The following is a 14,704-nucleotide window of genomic DNA, read 5'->3' as shown; positions in this document are numbered from 1 at the left end:
GTCAATGGTTAACCAACAATGGAACGCAAAAGACGCAAAAACCACGCAGAAGACGCAGAAATGAAAATTCAGTTTTATCTTTTTTGCGGCTTTTGCGTAGTTTTTGCGCCTTTTGCGTTCTATTCATTGAACTAATTTTTCGATAAGGCGCAGCAATATGATCACACTTCGCAAATCCCAAGAGCGTGGCTATGCAGACCATGGCTGGCTCAAGAGCTATCACTCGTTTTCCTTCGCTGGTTACTACGACGAAGCGAACATGGGCTGGGGTAACCTGCGCGTAATCAATGAAGACCGCATCGCCCCCGGCACCGGCTTTGGCACGCACGGCCACCGCGATATGGAGATCATCTCTTACGTGCTCTCGGGCAATCTCGCACACAAAGACAGCATGGGCAATATCAAAGGTATTCCGCCCGGTGATGTGCAGCGCATGAGCGCAGGCAAGGGCGTGATGCACAGCGAGTTCAATCATGCGCAAGGCCAAGAGACCCACTTCTTGCAGATTTGGATTGAGCCCAATGTGACCGGGATTTCTCCCAGCTACGAACAGAAAACTGTTGAGGCAGCAGAAAAACAAGGCGTTCTCAAACTCGTGGCCGCACCTGCTGGCGAAGGCGCAAGCATTGGCTTGCATGCCGATGCGCGCCTGTATGCTGGTCTGCTCGATGGCAGTGAGAGCGCCACGCTCGCATTGGATCCGAAGCGCAAAGCCTACGTGCATCTCGTGCGCGGGAGCTTATCGGTCAATGGCCAGCAACTTACAGGCGGTGATGCTGCAAAAATTCAAGGCGAGTCGAGCTTGACATTGAACGCTGCGAACGATGCAGAGGTCCTGGTTTTTGATTTGGCAGCTTAAAGGAGCGCAAGATGTGTGGTGCTGAACTTCGCCCTGTGCTGGCTGTGAAAGCCGTTGTAGAGATGCCCTATCACAGCTTTGATGGCATCTCTGGCGCGAGCATGCTTCGCGTGGACAACCGCTGGATTGATCCGTTTATCGGTGTGGACAGCTACACCTTGCGCTCCAATCCTTTTGGCCCACATCCGCATGCTGGCATGAGCGCGGTATCGCTCACTTTGCCTGAATCGGAAGGCGGCACGATCAACCGTGACACCATGGGCGATCACAGCCGCATCGAGCCCGGTGATTTGCATTGGTTTCAAGCCGGGCGCGGCGCGATGCATGAAGAAACGCCTGCATCACCCGGCAGTACCGAGCATGGGCTGCAAATCTTCGTGAATCTAAGCCGCGCCAACAAGGGCGCTGATCCCGTGGGCTTGCGCGTCAAGCATGCTGACATACCAATTGTGAACTTTGAAGGTGGTAACTTGCGCGTGGTCGCAGGCGAATTCGATGGCCAACACTCACCGATCACGCATGACGCACGCTGGCTCACGCGTGTGAACATGTTGGATGTGACGCTGCAAGCTGGCGCTAGTGTGGACATTCCTGTCAAGCAAGGTGATAACGCCTTTTTTGTCGTCCGTTCAGGCAGTTTTGAGCAGATGGACGGCGTAGATACTGCGCAGAGTGCTATTATTTTTGAAGCATCTGAGCAACCTGGCGAGAGTATTGCTCGCATCAAGGCTGGCAGTCAAACCCTGCGTGGCGTGTTTTTCAGCGGCACGCCGATCAAAGAGCCCATGTTTTCTGGAGGGCCATTTATGGGTAATACAGCTGAAGACATCTTCGCGTACAAACGGGCCTTTGCGCGTGGAGAGATGGGTCATCTCTCCGCTTCGCACTAGACCTTTCTCAAGCTTTCTCAATCTTCCCTCAACGCCAATTTTTAGGAGAATCCTCAATGGCAAAAGTAGCAGTTGTTTATCACTCAGGTTATGGTCACACCCAACGCGTGGCAGATTTTGTTGCCAAAGGCGCAGGCGCCGAACTCGTGGCCATCGATGCCAATGGTGACTTGACCGATGCGCAATGGGCCACGCTCGATGCCGCAGACGCGATCATCATGGGCAGCCCCACTTACATGGGCATGGCCAGCTGGCAGTTCAAAAAATTTGCTGATGCCACCAGCAAGAAGTGGTTCACCAGCGCCTGGAAAGACAAAGTGGCCGGCGGCTTCACTTGCTCTGCCAGCCCAAGTGGCGACAAGCTCTCCACCATTCAATACTTCATCACACTCTCGATGCAGCAAGGCATGATCTGGGTCGGCCAGCCAGCCATGAACGATGGCAACATCAACCGCATCGGCTCCAACAGTGGCGTCATGGCGCAATGCGGTCCGCAAGATCCGGCTGACAAGATTCCTCAAGGCGATTTGGACACCGCGCAAGCTTACGGCAAGCGCGTGGCCGAAGTTGCAACCAAATTGCGCGGTTGATCGGCTCAAGCCCAGCCCCAAGTCGGGGCTGGGTCTCCTCTGAAATTGGGATGTTATTACCCTGAGATTTGTGTAAGATCAAGTGATATGCGTATGCTGTCACTTCTTCCTTGGCCAGATTGGCTGGCTTTGGGCTGGTTTTTCTCAGTCTGGGTGTCCTATTCTTGGTTCACCAAGACGCAAGGCGAGAAGCGCAACTCTTTGATCGCTGCCACGAATCGCTATCGTGGCTATTGGATGCAAGTCGCCACCAGCCGCGATCCCCGTGTGCTAGATGGCATCATTGCGCAGAATCTCTCCTCGACTCCCGCTTTCTTTAGTTCTACCACGATCATTGTGATCGGTGGTTTGTTTGCGCTTTTGGGAAGCACAGACAAAGCAACGGAATTGGTGCGCGATATTCCTTTTGCTCAGCGCACCTCCGTGCTCATTTTTGATCTCAAAGTGCTGGTCATGATCAGCATTTTCGTTTTTTCGTTTTTTCGCTTTTCCTGGAGCATGCGGCAATACACCTTTGTGGCGCTGCTGATTGGCTCCATGCCAGACCCCAAGGAATTTGAAGCCGGTAAGTATGACCGTGAGCTGTTTTCTCAGCGAGCAGGTCGTATGCTGAGCATGGCAGCAGAAACCTTCAACGATGGCTTGCGAGGTTATTACTTTGCATTTGCAGTGATTGCTTGGTTTTTCTCACCCTTTGCTTTTGCATTGGCTACCGCAGCTGTTGTGATGATCCTCTACAGCCGCGAATACCGCTCGGATGTGCTGGAGGTATTGGGGTGATAGCCCCACTTCGATGCTTACGCTATGTTTTGCCTGCAGTGCTGGTGGTTTGGCAGGCATTCGCTCAAGCGGCTCCGCAAATCAATTGGGGCGAGATGCTGACTCAGTCGCAGAGCAGAGAAATTCGTGAAAGCCTAGAGATTGATTTACGCCAACGCTGGGAAGCCACCGTTGTCAGTGGCGTGACACAGAGTAATGAGATACCGCTAGATCCAGATCAGATCTGGGAATGGCCAGCACAGCGCTTTTCTATCGCCCCCAAAACTGATCCCTTTGCTTTGCAAGCGAATGAGCGCATGGTCACTCGCATGACGGTATTTTCCGAACGCCTGGCCAGCGATTTCAGCATCACGGTCATGATGCCCCGCTTGGATATCGTGCATGTGTCCTACCGCTACGACTACGGGCCTTGGAAGACGCTTTCCTCCGGCGATCGTATTGCGATGGATCGCTGGCCACTGGCGGATCGCCAGCCCAGCTTTATTCTCCCAGTGCCGCCCGGTCAGTTGGATGTGGTGATGCAGTTTGCGCATCGTGGAATGCTGGATGCTCCGGTGCTGCTGCAAAACAACAGCGCGTTCATGGAAGCACGCACGGGCAATATTTGGGCATCGGGTATTTTCATTGGCGTCAATTTGGTGATGGCGCTGATGGGTATTTTGATGGCACTGAATTTCCAAAAAGCGGGCTTCTTGGCTGTGACTGCCATGAGCTTCATCATGGCTATGGTGTTGATTTCTAGCAGCGGCTTAGGCGGCATGTTTGTGTATACCAGCAGTGATGAGTTCAATGATTTGAGCAAATTCATCATCAACACCACATGGGGTGCGCTTTTGCCAATTGTCGCAACGATCGCATTGGGCACGCATGCCTATTCTGCGCGATTGTGGTGGGCGAGCGTATTGATCACCATTGCCGTTTTTATTGGTGCTTTGATTTTGGCCAGTTATGATTTGCGCGACACCACCCCTATGACCATCGGCATTCTGATGGCCTTGGTCTTGGTATTTGTGCTGTTTTTATTGACCATCTCATGGTTCAAAAACTACTCGCGTAATTTGGGCATCACTTTGGGTTTGCTGCTGTACCCAGTGGGTTTGTTTTTGTTATTCATGGCCTACTCAGGCATGATCAGCTCTGATACAAGCGGCAAGATCGCCTCTGTGCTTTGCACCCTGGCCTCCCTGTTGATGATGCGTGGCCTGTTCCTGCAGCACCGCATGGGAAGGCAGGTTTTGGCCCGCGCCAACATTTCGCCGCTGCGCGATGTGCTCACGGGTCTGCTTAACCGCGAAGGCATGCAAGCACATTTGTACAAAGTACGTGAGCGGCTGCAGCAGCAGCAAACCTGCGCCGTGTTTATTTTTATTTCCGTGCTGGACACACAGGCCGCTATGGATGAACATGGCGAGCAGGGTTTTGAGATGGGCATGGTTCAGATAGCAGCAAGCCTATCCACCAGTGTCTCGGGCACAGACGGCGTGGGGCGAATCTCTGGTCATGCATTCGGTATCACCGTGATGATGCCGCCAGATCCAGCGCTGGCGATTCGCATGGCACAAAAGATCCTCTCGCGCCTGATGGTATTGGCCTCGCATGGTGCGCCCATGGCCAGTACAGCGCGTATGGCTCTGGCCTGGATGCCGCTCAACGGTTTCCGCGCCGATACCTTGGAGCGGCGCTGCCAACTCGCTTTGCAAACACTGGAGCCCAACAAAAGAATTGGTTGGGTGGGTGGCGTTGAATCGCATAAAGATGCTTCTCAATTGCTCAGAGATTCGACCATGGCCTACAGCACACCCAACGAATTCACGGATCAGATTGCACAATCCGATGCTGCGCAAACTCATGCCAGTTCTACGAATTTGTATGAGCGCATTCACCGTATAGAGCGCGAAATGCTTCATGGCATCGATACACGCTTCTTGGTGGAGGAAGCAGAGCGAATGAGCCGCACATTGAATGAAGCACAGTCTGCACAGCAGGCTGCGGGTGATTCGCAAGACAGCCAGAGTGGTTTGCAGTCCAGCTATCTGCCTACGCAGCAAATCTACAAATCTTGAACGGCTGCCGCGCCATCACAGCGCATAGGCCTGGCTGTCAATCGCTGGCTGACGCTTGCTGATCTGATCAGCCAAGAGACGCGCACTGCCGCACGATAACGCCCAACCGCTGGAGCCATGACCCAGGTTAAGCCATACCGCAGAGCCCATGGCTACGCGGCTGATCACTGGCGGCCGATTGGCCAACATCGGCCGCGCGCCCTGCCATTCCTGCACACCTTGACTCATCACCGCAGCGCCAGGAAACCAATCGTGCAGCACCTTGTAGAGCGTTTTGAGGGCTGCGCGGTTCATCTCGCCCGCTCGCCCGCCCACCTGAGCGCTACCAGCCACACGCACGCGCTGCCCCAAGCGGGTGATGCTCACCTTGTAGCGCTCATCCATCAGCCCAGAGCGTGGTGCATTCAGTGGCTCTTTCACATGCGCACTCACCGAATAGCCGTACACCGGGCGCAGCGGCAGATGCACACCCAGCTTGGCGACCAACGATGCCGCTTGCACACCAGTGCACAGCACCACGGCATCAAAGTTGATCTCCCGCCCCGCCTCGGATGCCGGGTGCGTATTGGGCAGTAAAGAGGAAAGCTGTGATTGCGGCTGAATATCCGCTACTAAAAGAGTAGCGCTTTGCGCAGCATGTGTGCCGGCGATCTGCAGTTTTTGCACAGAAGTGTTGAATTCAAACTGCACACCCAGTCGGCGGCACTCATCTTTGAGAAGCAATGCAAATTGGCGGCAATTGGCGACCTCATCTTGCGCCAAATGAATGGCGCCCGCAAAGCGCGTATCGGTATTGATCGCAGGCTCAATCTCGCGGGCGCCTGCTTCGTCTAGCTCGGAAAAAGGCACACCCAAATCGCGCAGCACCTGCAAACTGGGCTGTACCAGCGCGCGATCTTTCTCTGTGCGCAGCGCAATCAAATAACCTTCGGCGCGATCGTATTCCAAACCATGGCGTTCGGTGATGGCATGCAATTGGCTCCTGCTGTAAAACGCCATTTGCTGCAGAGCCGAACGATGGCTTTGGTAAGCCGGTAAATTGCACGCGCGCCAAAAGCGCCACAGCCAAGCAATATCAGCGCCGCTCAGAGGAAAATTCAAGCGAAACGCCGCATGCGAACTGGCCATCTGCCTGAGCACCTTCCAAGGCATGCCAGGTGCTGCCCAAGGCGTCACATAACCTGGCGAAAGCACACCAGCATTTGAAAAGCTGCTCTCTTCCGCTGCGGCTCCCCGTTTCTCAAACACCGTGACTTCATGGCCATCACGCGCTAACTCATACGCGGTGGTGATGCCAATGATGCCAGCGCCAACAACTGCAATTTTCATGTGTATCCAACAGATTTCAATGTTTTACAAAGCAAAACCGCCTTGTTGCCGGCAAAGAATGTGCGCGGATAGCTATCAAAAACATAGTGTCATGATTGTAAATGGAAAGGCTCTGTGCACAGCCACAGAACCCATTTTTTGAAACGGCTCTGCGCCATAAAATTCAGACCCGAGTGCCGAAAATCGCCGTTCCTACCCGCACCATCGTGCTGCCCTCTTTCACCGCAGCGCGCAAATCTGCGCTCATGCCCATGGAGAGTGTGTCCAGGCCAGGAATTTGCTCTTTTATAGAGTCAAATAGCTGTTTTGCGCTCATCAGTACTGCGCAAGCAGCTATAAAATCAGGAGCAGGCTCGGGTATCACCATGAGCCCCCGCAGCTGCAGGTTTTGCAACTGGCAGATATCTCGCGCCAATTGCACCGCCTCTGAAGGCAGGCAACCCGATTTGTTGGGCCCGCCATCAATGTTCACCTGCAAACACACTTGCAAAGCTGGCAAGCCAACTGGGCGCTGCTCGGAAAGGCGCTGCGCAATCTTCAAGCGATCGACGCTGTGCACCCAATGGAAGTGCTCGGCCACCAGGCGCGTCTTGTTACTTTGAATCGGCCCAATCATGTGCCACTCAATATCAGGCAGATCCACCAAAGCCAGTGTTTTCTCCACACCCTCTTGAATATAGTTTTCACCGAACGAGCGCTGTCCAGCCGCATAGGCCTCGCGCACCGCCTGATGTGGGAAAGTTTTGCTGACTGCCAGCAGGCGAACGCTCTGTGGTTTGCGACCAAATTCCTCGCAGGCTGCGTGAATCTGCGCATTGACGCTGGCCAAATTGTCTGAAATCATGCTCATAATGTATCTATAACTTCATCTAGCCAAATTTTGCACCATCATGGATATCACTCAGCTGCTGGCATTCAGCGTTAAAAACAAAGCTTCTGACCTTCACTTGTCCGCTGGCCTGCCCCCCATGATCCGAGTGCATGGCGATGTGCGCCGCATCAATGTGGATGCACTGGATCACAAAACCGTTCACAGCATGGTGTATGACATCATGAACGATTCGCAGCGCAAGCAGTATGAAGAATTTTTGGAATGTGACTTTTCTTTTGAGATCGAAGGCTTGGCGCGTTTCCGTGTGAATGCCTTCAACCAAAATCGCGGCGCGGCTGCGGTGTTTCGTACCATCCCCTCCAAAATTCTGACGCTCGAGCAACTCAATGCGCCCAAGATTTTTGGCGATTTGGCCTTGAAGCCACGTGGCATGGTACTGGTCACAGGCCCGACAGGCTCCGGCAAATCCACCACACTGGCTGCAATGGTAAATTACCTGAACGAAACCGAATACGGTCACATCCTCACCGTGGAAGACCCGATCGAGTTCGTGCACGAATCCAAAAAATGCTTGGTGAACCAGCGTGAAGTCGGCCCCATGACGCTCTCGTTCGCCGCTGCTCTGAAATCCGCTTTGCGCGAAGACCCAGACTGTATTCTGGTGGGTGAGATGCGCGATTTGGAAACAATTCGCTTAGCGATGACGGCAGCTGAAACAGGTCACTTGGTCTTCGGCACGCTGCACACCAGTAGCGCCGCAAAAACCATTGACCGTATCATCGACGTCTTCCCCGCTGATGAAAAAGAAATGGTGCGCGCCATGCTCTCCGAATCTTTGCAAGCTGTGATCTCGCAAACCCTGTGCAAAACCAAAGACGGCACAGGCCGCGTGGCCGCTCACGAGATCATGCTGGGCACATCTGCCATCCGCAATTTGATCCGCGAGGCCAAAGTAGCGCAGATGTATTCTGCGATCCAAACAGGTAACAGCGTGGGTATGCAAACCCTGGATCAGAATTTGACCGATCTCGTAAAACGTAATCTCATCTCTCCGGCAGAAGCGCGCAGTAAAGCGAAGATTCCGGAGAATTTTGTGGGGTAAACGTACCCCCTGAAGTGACCTAGCGGTCGCTTCCCCCCAGGGGGCGCCGTTAGTAGCCTGACAAAGCCAGATCTACAGCGGCTGCTTGAAAATGTATCAGTAAGGCAAGTTAACAGATAAGGAGTCGTTCCATGGAACGCGACCAAGCTTCGAAATTCATCAATGATCTTTTGAGATTGATGGTAGGCCGCAATGGCTCGGATTTGTTTTTGACTGGCGACTTTCCACCCGCTGTGAAGGTAGATGGAAAAATCGCCAAAGTCTCGCCTCAACCCCTCACGGCTGCGCACACGCTGGCGCTGGCGCGTTCGATCATGAACGACAAACAAGCCGCTGAGTTTGAGCGAACCAAGGAATGCAATTTCGCCATTTCTCCGCCAGGCGTGGGTCGCTTTCGTGTGAACGCTTTCATTCAGCAGGGCAAGGTGGGGATGGTGCTGCGCGTGATTCCGCAAACCCTGCCAACGATTCAATCCCTGGGTCTGCCATCTGTGCTGTCTGAATTGGTCATGACCAAGCGCGGCCTGATGATTCTGGTTGGCGCAACTGGCTCTGGAAAATCCACCACTTTGGCTGCGATGATTGATCACCGTAATGAAAACTCTTACGGCCATATCATCACGATTGAAGATCCTGTGGAGTTTGTGCATCCACACAAAAATTGTGTGGTGACGCAGCGCGAAGTGGGTTTGGATACTGACTCATGGGATGCCGCTTTGAAGAACACCCTGCGCCAAGCGCCTGATGTGATTTTGATGGGCGAGATTCGTGATCGTGAGACCATGGAGCACGCCGTAGCCTTCGCCGAAACCGGCCACCTCTGTATGGCCACGCTTCACGCCAACAGCGCCAACCAAGCGCTGGATCGCATCATCAACTTCTTCCCAGAAGAGCGCCGCGCGCAGTTGTTGATGGATTTGTCGCTGAACTTGAAAGGCTTGGTCTCTCAACGCCTCGTGCCCAAACAAGACGGCAAAGGCCGCTTCGCAGCGGTAGAGATTTTGATTAATACGCCTTTGATTTCTGATTTGATTTTCAAAGGCGATGTGGCCGAGATCAAAGAGATCATGAAGAAGAGCCGCAACCTGGGCATGCAAACCTTCGACCAAGCGCTGTTTGATGGCTTTGAAACCAATCAAATCACCTTTGAAGATGCACTGCGCAATGCCGATTCCGTGAACGATCTTCGCCTTCAAATCAAGCTCAATTCGCAGCGTGCTAAGACCTCGGATTTGGCCGCTGGCACTGAAATGTTTGCCATTGTTTAATTTTTTATTTCCTGATCCGACATGTCTTCCATCAACGCAAAAACTTACGAACCTAGCGCTTCACACAAAGTGGCTTTCCTCGGCCTCGGTGTGATGGGCTATCCCATGGCAGGACATTTGATAAAAGCCGGTCATCAAGTGACGGTGTATAACCGCAATGCTACGAAAAGCGAAGCATTCTGCGCAGAATTCACGCCGGCAAAACGTGGTTTAACACCTAAAGAAGCGGTAGCTGGTGCAGACATCGTGTATTGCTGCGTGGGCAATGATGATGATTTGCGCAGCGTGGTGCTTGGCGCAGATGGGGCATTTGCAGGCATGAAAGCAGGCGCCATATTTGTTGATCACACCACGGCTTCTGCTAATGTGGCGCGCGAGCTGTATGCAGAGGCCAAAGCGAAGGGCTTGCATTTCGTAGACGCGCCAGTCTCGGGCGGCCAAGCAGGCGCGCAGAACGGCATGCTCACCGTGATGTGTGGCGGCGATCAGGCTGCGTTTGATGCGGCCAAGCCTGCAGCCATGGCTTTCTCCAAAGCCTTCACGCGCATGGGCGAGGCGGGTGCTGGGCAGCTCACCAAGATGGTCAATCAGATCGCGATCGCGGGCTTGGTGCAAGGCTTGTCTGAAGCCATTGCCTTCGGTAGCAAAGCCGGGCTGGACGTGAACCTCGTGCTCGATGTGATCGGCAAAGGCGCAGCGCAAAGCTGGCAAATGGACAACCGCGGCAAGACCATGGTGGCCGATAAATTTGATTTCGGCTTTGCTGTGGATTGGATGCGCAAAGACCTCGGTCTCGTGCTCGATGAAGCGAAACGCAACGGCGCACGCTTGCCCGTGACGGCCTTGGTCGATCAGTTCTACGCCGATGTGCAGCAGCTCGGTGGTCAGCGCTGGGATACTTCTAGCTTGATCAAGCGCTTGAAGTAGATCACCAACCCAGCATCATGCGCATCGGCAGATAAACAGCCATGCCGCCGATGATGCAAGCCAGCGTATCGCGCCGCCAGTAGAAAATTGCTGCGCCAGCTAAAGCGCCATAGATGCGCGCATCTTGCAGCGTAGCAATCAGTTGACCTTGTGTCATCACGATTTCTGGAATGATCACTGCAGACAATGCGGCGATAGGCGCGTATTGCAAGCCACGCTGCGCCCAATTCGGCAGATGGAAATCTTTTTTGCTGATGAAAAAGAATGAGCGCGTGATCACAGTGACTGCGGCCAAACCGAAGATGACGATGAGCGTCCAGAAATCAGTGCCATCCCTCATGATTTGGCTTCCCTTGTTGGGCGAAAGCGCTCTAGGCTCAGGCACACGACCACGGCCACGCCGATAGCGACCAAGATGTTCAGACGCAGTGGCAATGCAAAAGCCACCACCCCGGCTGCGCCAGCAATCAGCGCAGAGACGACGCGTAATTGGCTTGTGGCGAGCGAGCAGGCGATTCCCACGAGCGCCAAGATGCCAGCAAAGCCCAATCCCCAAGCCTGCGGAATCAAATTGGCCAGCAGGACGCCAGCTACGCAGAACGCGACCCATGAGAACCAATTGACCAAGCTGTTGCCCAGCAGAAAGGCTTGCTGCTGATGGCGTTCTTTTTGTGCATTTTCTAGATCGTTTGGGCCGTTTGCCGTCATAGGATCTGCGCGAGATGCTTCTCTTTTTATAGCATCACCTGTCGGATGCGGATAGCGCTTGGTAAACAGAACATAGGTTAAATCCGCCGTGAGATAGCCGCCCAACATCCTGCGCCACAACGGCAGATGCATCATGTAGGGTCGCAGGTGCAGGCTGAAGACAACGAAACGCAAGTTGACGCAAAAGCCGGTGGCCAAGATCACCCACATGGGTGCGCCCGCGATGATAAGAGGCATCGCAGCCAGCTGTGAACTACCGGCAAACACCAGCAAAGCCATCGCCAGACTCTCGGTCAGTGAGAGGCCAGATTTCATCATGGCCACGCCCGTCATCAAGCCCCATGAGGCAATGCCTGGCGCGACGGGGAGCATGGCGCGTGCGCCTTCGCGGAATTCGGGGTACTGCCAGAAATGTCGTGGCATCTGTGCGGGCTCAGTCACCCTTTGCGCTTTCAAACTTGTCCCCCACTTGAATTGGGAAGCCGCGCAAGAAGTCTTGTGCAGCAAGCCGCTTACCACCCGAGCGCTGCAGCTCGGTGATACGCACAGCCGTGCCCGCGCCACAAGCCACCACAATAGCATTCGAATTTATAAGCAAAACAGTGCCTTCGCCGGCATAGGTACTGCGCAAAGTGCTATCAATTTCAGAGCTCCCAACATCGATGTGCTGCGCCGCGCAGAGCTTGATCAGCTCGCCGCGCAACACAGCGCTGCAGCCTGGCGATGGCGCGAAAGCGCGGATGCGGCGCTCGATCTGCTCAGCGCTTTGCTGCCAGTTCACCGCGCTCTCCGCTTTGTCGATCTTGTGCGCATAGGTGATGCCTGCCATCGGTTGCGCTGTGCGGTGTAGCGGCATGGTTTGAAGCGCTTGCACAATCAAGCGGCCACCGAGCGCTGCAAGCTTGTCATGCAAGCTTGGTGTGCTGTCTTGTGGTGAAATGGGCAGCTTCTCAACCAGCAGCATATCGCCGGTATCCAGCCCTGCATCCATCTGCATGATGGTGATGCCCGTCTCGCTATCGCCGGCTTCAATGGCGCGGTGAATGGGCGCTGCGCCGCGCCAGCGCGGGAGCAAGCTGGCGTGAATATTGAGGCAGCCCAAGCGCGGCGTATCTAAAACCCATTGCGGCAAGATCAGCCCATAGGCAGCTACGATCATCACATCCGCTTGTGTGGCTTGCATCTGCGCTTGAGCGGCAAGCGCTTCCTCAGGATACTTGCCATCGAGTCGCAAACTACGTGGCTGCGCAACGGGGATGCCATGATCCAAAGCGAATTGCTTGACTGCGGATGCCTGCAATTTCATGCCACGCCCTGCTGGGCGATCTGGCTGCGTGAGCACCAAGGCGATCTCATGACCAGCACGATGCAAGGCTTGCAGCGCCACACGCGCAAACTCGGGCGTGCCCGCGAAAATCATCTTCATCTGTGATTGCCCAGACGGATTTGAATCAACGTTTGCCTGCAAGGGCTTCGCGCTCAGCCTTGGCCATTTTTCCTTTGATGCGCGTGCGCTTCAGTGGCGAGAGATATTCCACAAACACCTTGCCCATCAAATGATCCATCTCGTGCTGAATGCAGACCGCTAGCAAGCCATCGGCCTCGATCTCGCGCGATGCGCCTTTTTCATCAAGCGCGCGAATACGGATCGAGCTGCTGCGCTCTACACCGTCATACACGCCGGGCACAGAAAGGCAACCTTCATCGCCTTTGGTTTTCTCGGGGCTTGCCCATAGCACTTCTGGATTGATCAGTACCAAGGGCGCATTGCGCTCCTCGCTCACGTCAATCACGATCAGGCGCTCATGTACATCCACTTGTGTGGCGGCCAAGCCGATACCTTGCGCGTCGTACATCGTGGCCAGCATGTCAGCGACGAGCTGCTCTGTGCGTGCATCGACACCCGAGCCAAGCGCCACTGGTTCAGCCACTTTGTGCAGGCGTGGATCGGGGTAAGTCAAAATGGGGAGAATCTGGGCAGATGTCATGGAGAAGGCCAAAAAGTGCTGCGAATGCTGTAAATGACGTATTTTCGCAATATTTCAGCCCTTCCGCCGCCCACGAAAAGACAAAAAATCTAAGAAATCTTGCCAAATCAATAGGTTAAGATCAAAATTGACAGTAATTTCTAGCTTGATACGGGGTGAAAATGCGCACGAAGCATCACAACACAACTTCTATTTTGGCAGCTGCATTGCTTGGCGCTGCGTTTGGCCTTGCCCCAGCAACCGCTCAAAACATCACCACGCCTGCACAAAAGGCAACGGCTCAGCGCGTGGCTCAAGCCGGCGTCGCGCTTGACGAGCTCGCGGCCAACGCACCTGAGAGCTACACCGTTAAAGGTGGCGACACGCTTTGGGCGATTTCTGGCCTCTTTCTCAAGCAACCCTGGCGCTGGCCCGAGCTGTGGGGCATGAATATCAACGAGATTCGTAACCCGCACCTGATCTATCCTGGCCAAGTGCTGACTCTGGACAAGAGCAGCGGCCGTGCCGTACTGCGCGCCGGTACTGCAAGTGGCGGTTTGCAAACTGTGAAAGTATCGCCTCGCACGCGCTACAGCAGCCTGGCCGATGCCGCTATTCCTACGCTCGCCTCCAACCTGATCGAGCCTTTCTTGGCCGAGCCTATCTTGGTAGATGAAGCAGCGCACTCTAACGCACCTCGCTTCATCAGCTCAGACAACGAACGCGTACTCTTCGCCAAGGGCGATCGCGTCTATGCCCGCGCCGCCTTGCCCAATGATTTGGCAACCGAGAAAGACTCGCCGGCCAATTACCGCGTTTATCGCAATGCTGTGCCCTTGAAAGACCCGACAACTGGGCAAATTTTGGCTTATGAAGCGCAGTATCTCGGCTCTGCAGAGTTGGTCCGTGGTCAAAGCGTGCGCGATGTCACAGGCAAAGATGGCAAGCCAGCCAAGGAAATCGTGCCCGCGACCTTTGATATTGTTGGCAACAAAGAAGAAATGCGCGCTGGTGATCGCTTGGTTCCCGAGCCCAAGCGCGATTTCCCAACTTATGTGCCACGTGCTCCAAGCAAAGTGATCGATGGTGTGCGCGTGATGTCCATGTATGGCAACACGGTGGCTCGTGCCGGACAAAATTCGATTGTCAGCCTCAACAAAGGCGCTGCTGATGGCTTGGAAGTGGGCCATGTGTTGGCCATCATCAAAGACGGCCGCACCATCAATGACAACACCGTAACACCTCGCCAAGAAGTCAAACTGCCTGACGAGCGCAATGGTCTGGCCATGGTGTTCCGCACGTTTGATAAAGTCTCCTACGCGCTGATTTTGCAGATCAATGACGGCGTGAAAGTAGGCGACCGCTTGATCAATCCTCGCTGATTGTTTC

At 54.4% G+C, this 14,704-nt stretch carries 15 protein-coding genes; 9 read left to right on the top strand and 6 right to left on the bottom strand.

Features of this window, described 5'->3' with window-relative positions; all coding sequences use genetic code 11:
- Window positions 1–157 precede the first annotated feature (157 nt).
- The 5 genes from KIH26_RS02490 to KIH26_RS02470 all read left to right on the top strand — a co-directional run bounded on the left by KIH26_RS02490 (window position 158) and on the right by KIH26_RS02470 (window position 5,182).
- Window positions 158–859, top strand: coding sequence for a pirin family protein (locus KIH26_RS02490; protein WP_213442102.1), 702 nt, complete (start codon window positions 158–160; stop codon window positions 857–859).
- Between the two features lie 11 nt (window positions 860–870).
- Window positions 871–1,749, top strand: a complete 879-nt coding sequence (locus tag KIH26_RS02485; protein WP_213442099.1) for a pirin family protein — start codon at window positions 871–873, stop codon at window positions 1,747–1,749.
- A 56-nt stretch (window positions 1,750–1,805) separates the two neighbouring features.
- Window positions 1,806–2,339 carry a flavodoxin family protein gene (locus KIH26_RS02480; protein ID WP_213442097.1) on the top strand — a complete coding sequence of 178 codons (534 nt, stop codon included), beginning with the start codon at window positions 1,806–1,808 and terminating at the stop codon, window positions 2,337–2,339.
- A gap of 87 nt (window positions 2,340–2,426) precedes the next feature.
- Window positions 2,427–3,119, top strand: coding sequence for a DUF599 domain-containing protein (locus tag KIH26_RS02475; RefSeq protein WP_213442095.1), 693 nt, complete (start codon window positions 2,427–2,429; stop codon window positions 3,117–3,119).
- Entirely contained in the window at window positions 3,116–5,182 is a 2,067-nt protein-coding gene (locus KIH26_RS02470) for a diguanylate cyclase domain-containing protein (protein WP_213442093.1), read from the top strand. The genes KIH26_RS02475 and KIH26_RS02470 overlap by 4 nt, the downstream gene beginning before the upstream one ends.
- A 15-nt stretch (window positions 5,183–5,197) precedes the next feature.
- Here KIH26_RS02470 and KIH26_RS02465 read toward each other — a convergent pair whose 3' ends face one another.
- Together KIH26_RS02465 and KIH26_RS02460 are read right to left on the bottom strand one after the other, a co-directional pair.
- Complete coding sequence (locus KIH26_RS02465) at window positions 5,198–6,511, bottom strand: FAD-dependent oxidoreductase (RefSeq protein WP_213442091.1); 1,314 nt, start codon at window positions 6,509–6,511, stop codon at window positions 5,198–5,200.
- A gap of 163 nt (window positions 6,512–6,674) precedes the next feature.
- Window positions 6,675–7,361 (bottom strand): YggS family pyridoxal phosphate-dependent enzyme, encoded by a 687-nt coding sequence (locus KIH26_RS02460; RefSeq protein ID WP_213442089.1) that lies wholly within the window; start codon window positions 7,359–7,361, stop codon window positions 6,675–6,677.
- 40 nt (window positions 7,362–7,401) lie between these two features.
- On the opposite strand from KIH26_RS02460, the gene KIH26_RS02455 reads away from it, so the two are divergent.
- The 3 genes from KIH26_RS02455 to KIH26_RS02445 all read left to right on the top strand — a co-directional run bounded on the left by KIH26_RS02455 (window position 7,402) and on the right by KIH26_RS02445 (window position 10,640).
- Entirely contained in the window at window positions 7,402–8,445 is a 1,044-nt protein-coding gene (locus KIH26_RS02455; RefSeq protein WP_213442087.1) for a type IV pilus twitching motility protein PilT, read from the top strand.
- Between the two features lie 131 nt (window positions 8,446–8,576).
- On the top strand, window positions 8,577–9,713 hold the full coding sequence (locus KIH26_RS02450; RefSeq protein WP_213442085.1) for a PilT/PilU family type 4a pilus ATPase: 1,137 nt from the start codon (window positions 8,577–8,579) through the stop codon (window positions 9,711–9,713).
- A 21-nt stretch (window positions 9,714–9,734) separates the two neighbouring features.
- Window positions 9,735–10,640 (top strand): NAD(P)-dependent oxidoreductase, encoded by a 906-nt coding sequence (locus KIH26_RS02445; RefSeq protein ID WP_213442083.1) that lies wholly within the window; start codon window positions 9,735–9,737, stop codon window positions 10,638–10,640.
- Window position 10,641: 1 nt separating this feature from the next.
- Here the strand turns inward: KIH26_RS02445 and KIH26_RS02440 are convergent, their stop codons facing one another.
- The 4 genes from KIH26_RS02440 to def are packed head-to-tail and all read right to left on the bottom strand — an operon-like array spanning window position 10,642 to window position 13,336.
- Window positions 10,642–10,980: an AzlD domain-containing protein gene (locus tag KIH26_RS02440; protein WP_213442081.1), complete on the bottom strand. Its 339-nt coding sequence runs from the start codon at window positions 10,978–10,980 to the stop codon at window positions 10,642–10,644.
- Entirely contained in the window at window positions 10,977–11,771 is a 795-nt protein-coding gene (locus tag KIH26_RS02435) for an AzlC family ABC transporter permease (protein ID WP_213442079.1), read from the bottom strand. The genes KIH26_RS02440 and KIH26_RS02435 overlap by 4 nt, the downstream gene beginning before the upstream one ends.
- 10 nt (window positions 11,772–11,781) lie before the next feature.
- On the bottom strand, window positions 11,782–12,774 hold the full coding sequence (gene fmt, locus KIH26_RS02430; RefSeq protein WP_213442077.1) for a methionyl-tRNA formyltransferase: 993 nt from the start codon (window positions 12,772–12,774) through the stop codon (window positions 11,782–11,784).
- Between the two features lie 25 nt (window positions 12,775–12,799).
- On the bottom strand, window positions 12,800–13,336 hold the full coding sequence (gene def, locus KIH26_RS02425; protein WP_213442075.1) for a peptide deformylase: 537 nt from the start codon (window positions 13,334–13,336) through the stop codon (window positions 12,800–12,802).
- A 161-nt stretch (window positions 13,337–13,497) separates the two neighbouring features.
- Between def and KIH26_RS02420 the strand changes: the two genes are divergently transcribed.
- A complete protein-coding gene (locus KIH26_RS02420) occupies window positions 13,498–14,697 on the top strand; it encodes a LysM peptidoglycan-binding domain-containing protein (RefSeq protein ID WP_213442073.1) in 1,200 nt (399 codons plus the stop codon).
- Window positions 14,698–14,704: the final 7 nt, after the last annotated feature.

The sequence above is a fragment of the Variovorax sp. PCZ-1 genome, from assembly GCF_018413605.1.
In the GTDB taxonomy this organism is placed as follows: Bacteria; Pseudomonadota; Gammaproteobacteria; order Burkholderiales; family Burkholderiaceae_C; genus JANMDU01.
Note: the sequence above shows the minus strand (reverse complement) of the source record. Positions and strands in the feature narration are given on the sequence as shown.

Excerpts from the sequence above, each read along its gene's own strand:
- KIH26_RS02485 (WP_213442099.1), top strand. The coding sequence starts at position 871 with ATGTGTGGTGCTGAACTTCGCCCTGTGCTGGCTGTGAAAGCCGTTGTA.
- fmt (WP_213442077.1), bottom strand. The coding sequence starts at position 12,774 with ATGAAGATGATTTTCGCGGGCACGCCCGAGTTTGCGCGTGTGGCGCTG.
- KIH26_RS02465 (WP_213442091.1), bottom strand. The coding sequence starts at position 6,511 with ATGAAAATTGCAGTTGTTGGCGCTGGCATCATTGGCATCACCACCGCG.
- KIH26_RS02460 (WP_213442089.1), bottom strand. The coding sequence starts at position 7,361 with ATGAGCATGATTTCAGACAATTTGGCCAGCGTCAATGCGCAGATTCAC.
- KIH26_RS02480 (WP_213442097.1), top strand. The coding sequence starts at position 1,806 with ATGGCAAAAGTAGCAGTTGTTTATCACTCAGGTTATGGTCACACCCAA.
- KIH26_RS02440 (WP_213442081.1), bottom strand. The coding sequence starts at position 10,980 with ATGAGGGATGGCACTGATTTCTGGACGCTCATCGTCATCTTCGGTTTG.
- KIH26_RS02490 (WP_213442102.1), top strand. The coding sequence starts at position 158 with ATGATCACACTTCGCAAATCCCAAGAGCGTGGCTATGCAGACCATGGC.
- KIH26_RS02435 (WP_213442079.1), bottom strand. The coding sequence starts at position 11,771 with ATGCCACGACATTTCTGGCAGTACCCCGAATTCCGCGAAGGCGCACGC.
- KIH26_RS02420 (WP_213442073.1), top strand. The coding sequence starts at position 13,498 with ATGCGCACGAAGCATCACAACACAACTTCTATTTTGGCAGCTGCATTG.
- KIH26_RS02450 (WP_213442085.1), top strand. The coding sequence starts at position 8,577 with ATGGAACGCGACCAAGCTTCGAAATTCATCAATGATCTTTTGAGATTG.
- KIH26_RS02475 (WP_213442095.1), top strand. The coding sequence starts at position 2,427 with ATGCGTATGCTGTCACTTCTTCCTTGGCCAGATTGGCTGGCTTTGGGC.
- def (WP_213442075.1), bottom strand. The coding sequence starts at position 13,336 with ATGACATCTGCCCAGATTCTCCCCATTTTGACTTACCCCGATCCACGC.
- KIH26_RS02445 (WP_213442083.1), top strand. The coding sequence starts at position 9,735 with ATGTCTTCCATCAACGCAAAAACTTACGAACCTAGCGCTTCACACAAA.
- KIH26_RS02455 (WP_213442087.1), top strand. The coding sequence starts at position 7,402 with ATGGATATCACTCAGCTGCTGGCATTCAGCGTTAAAAACAAAGCTTCT.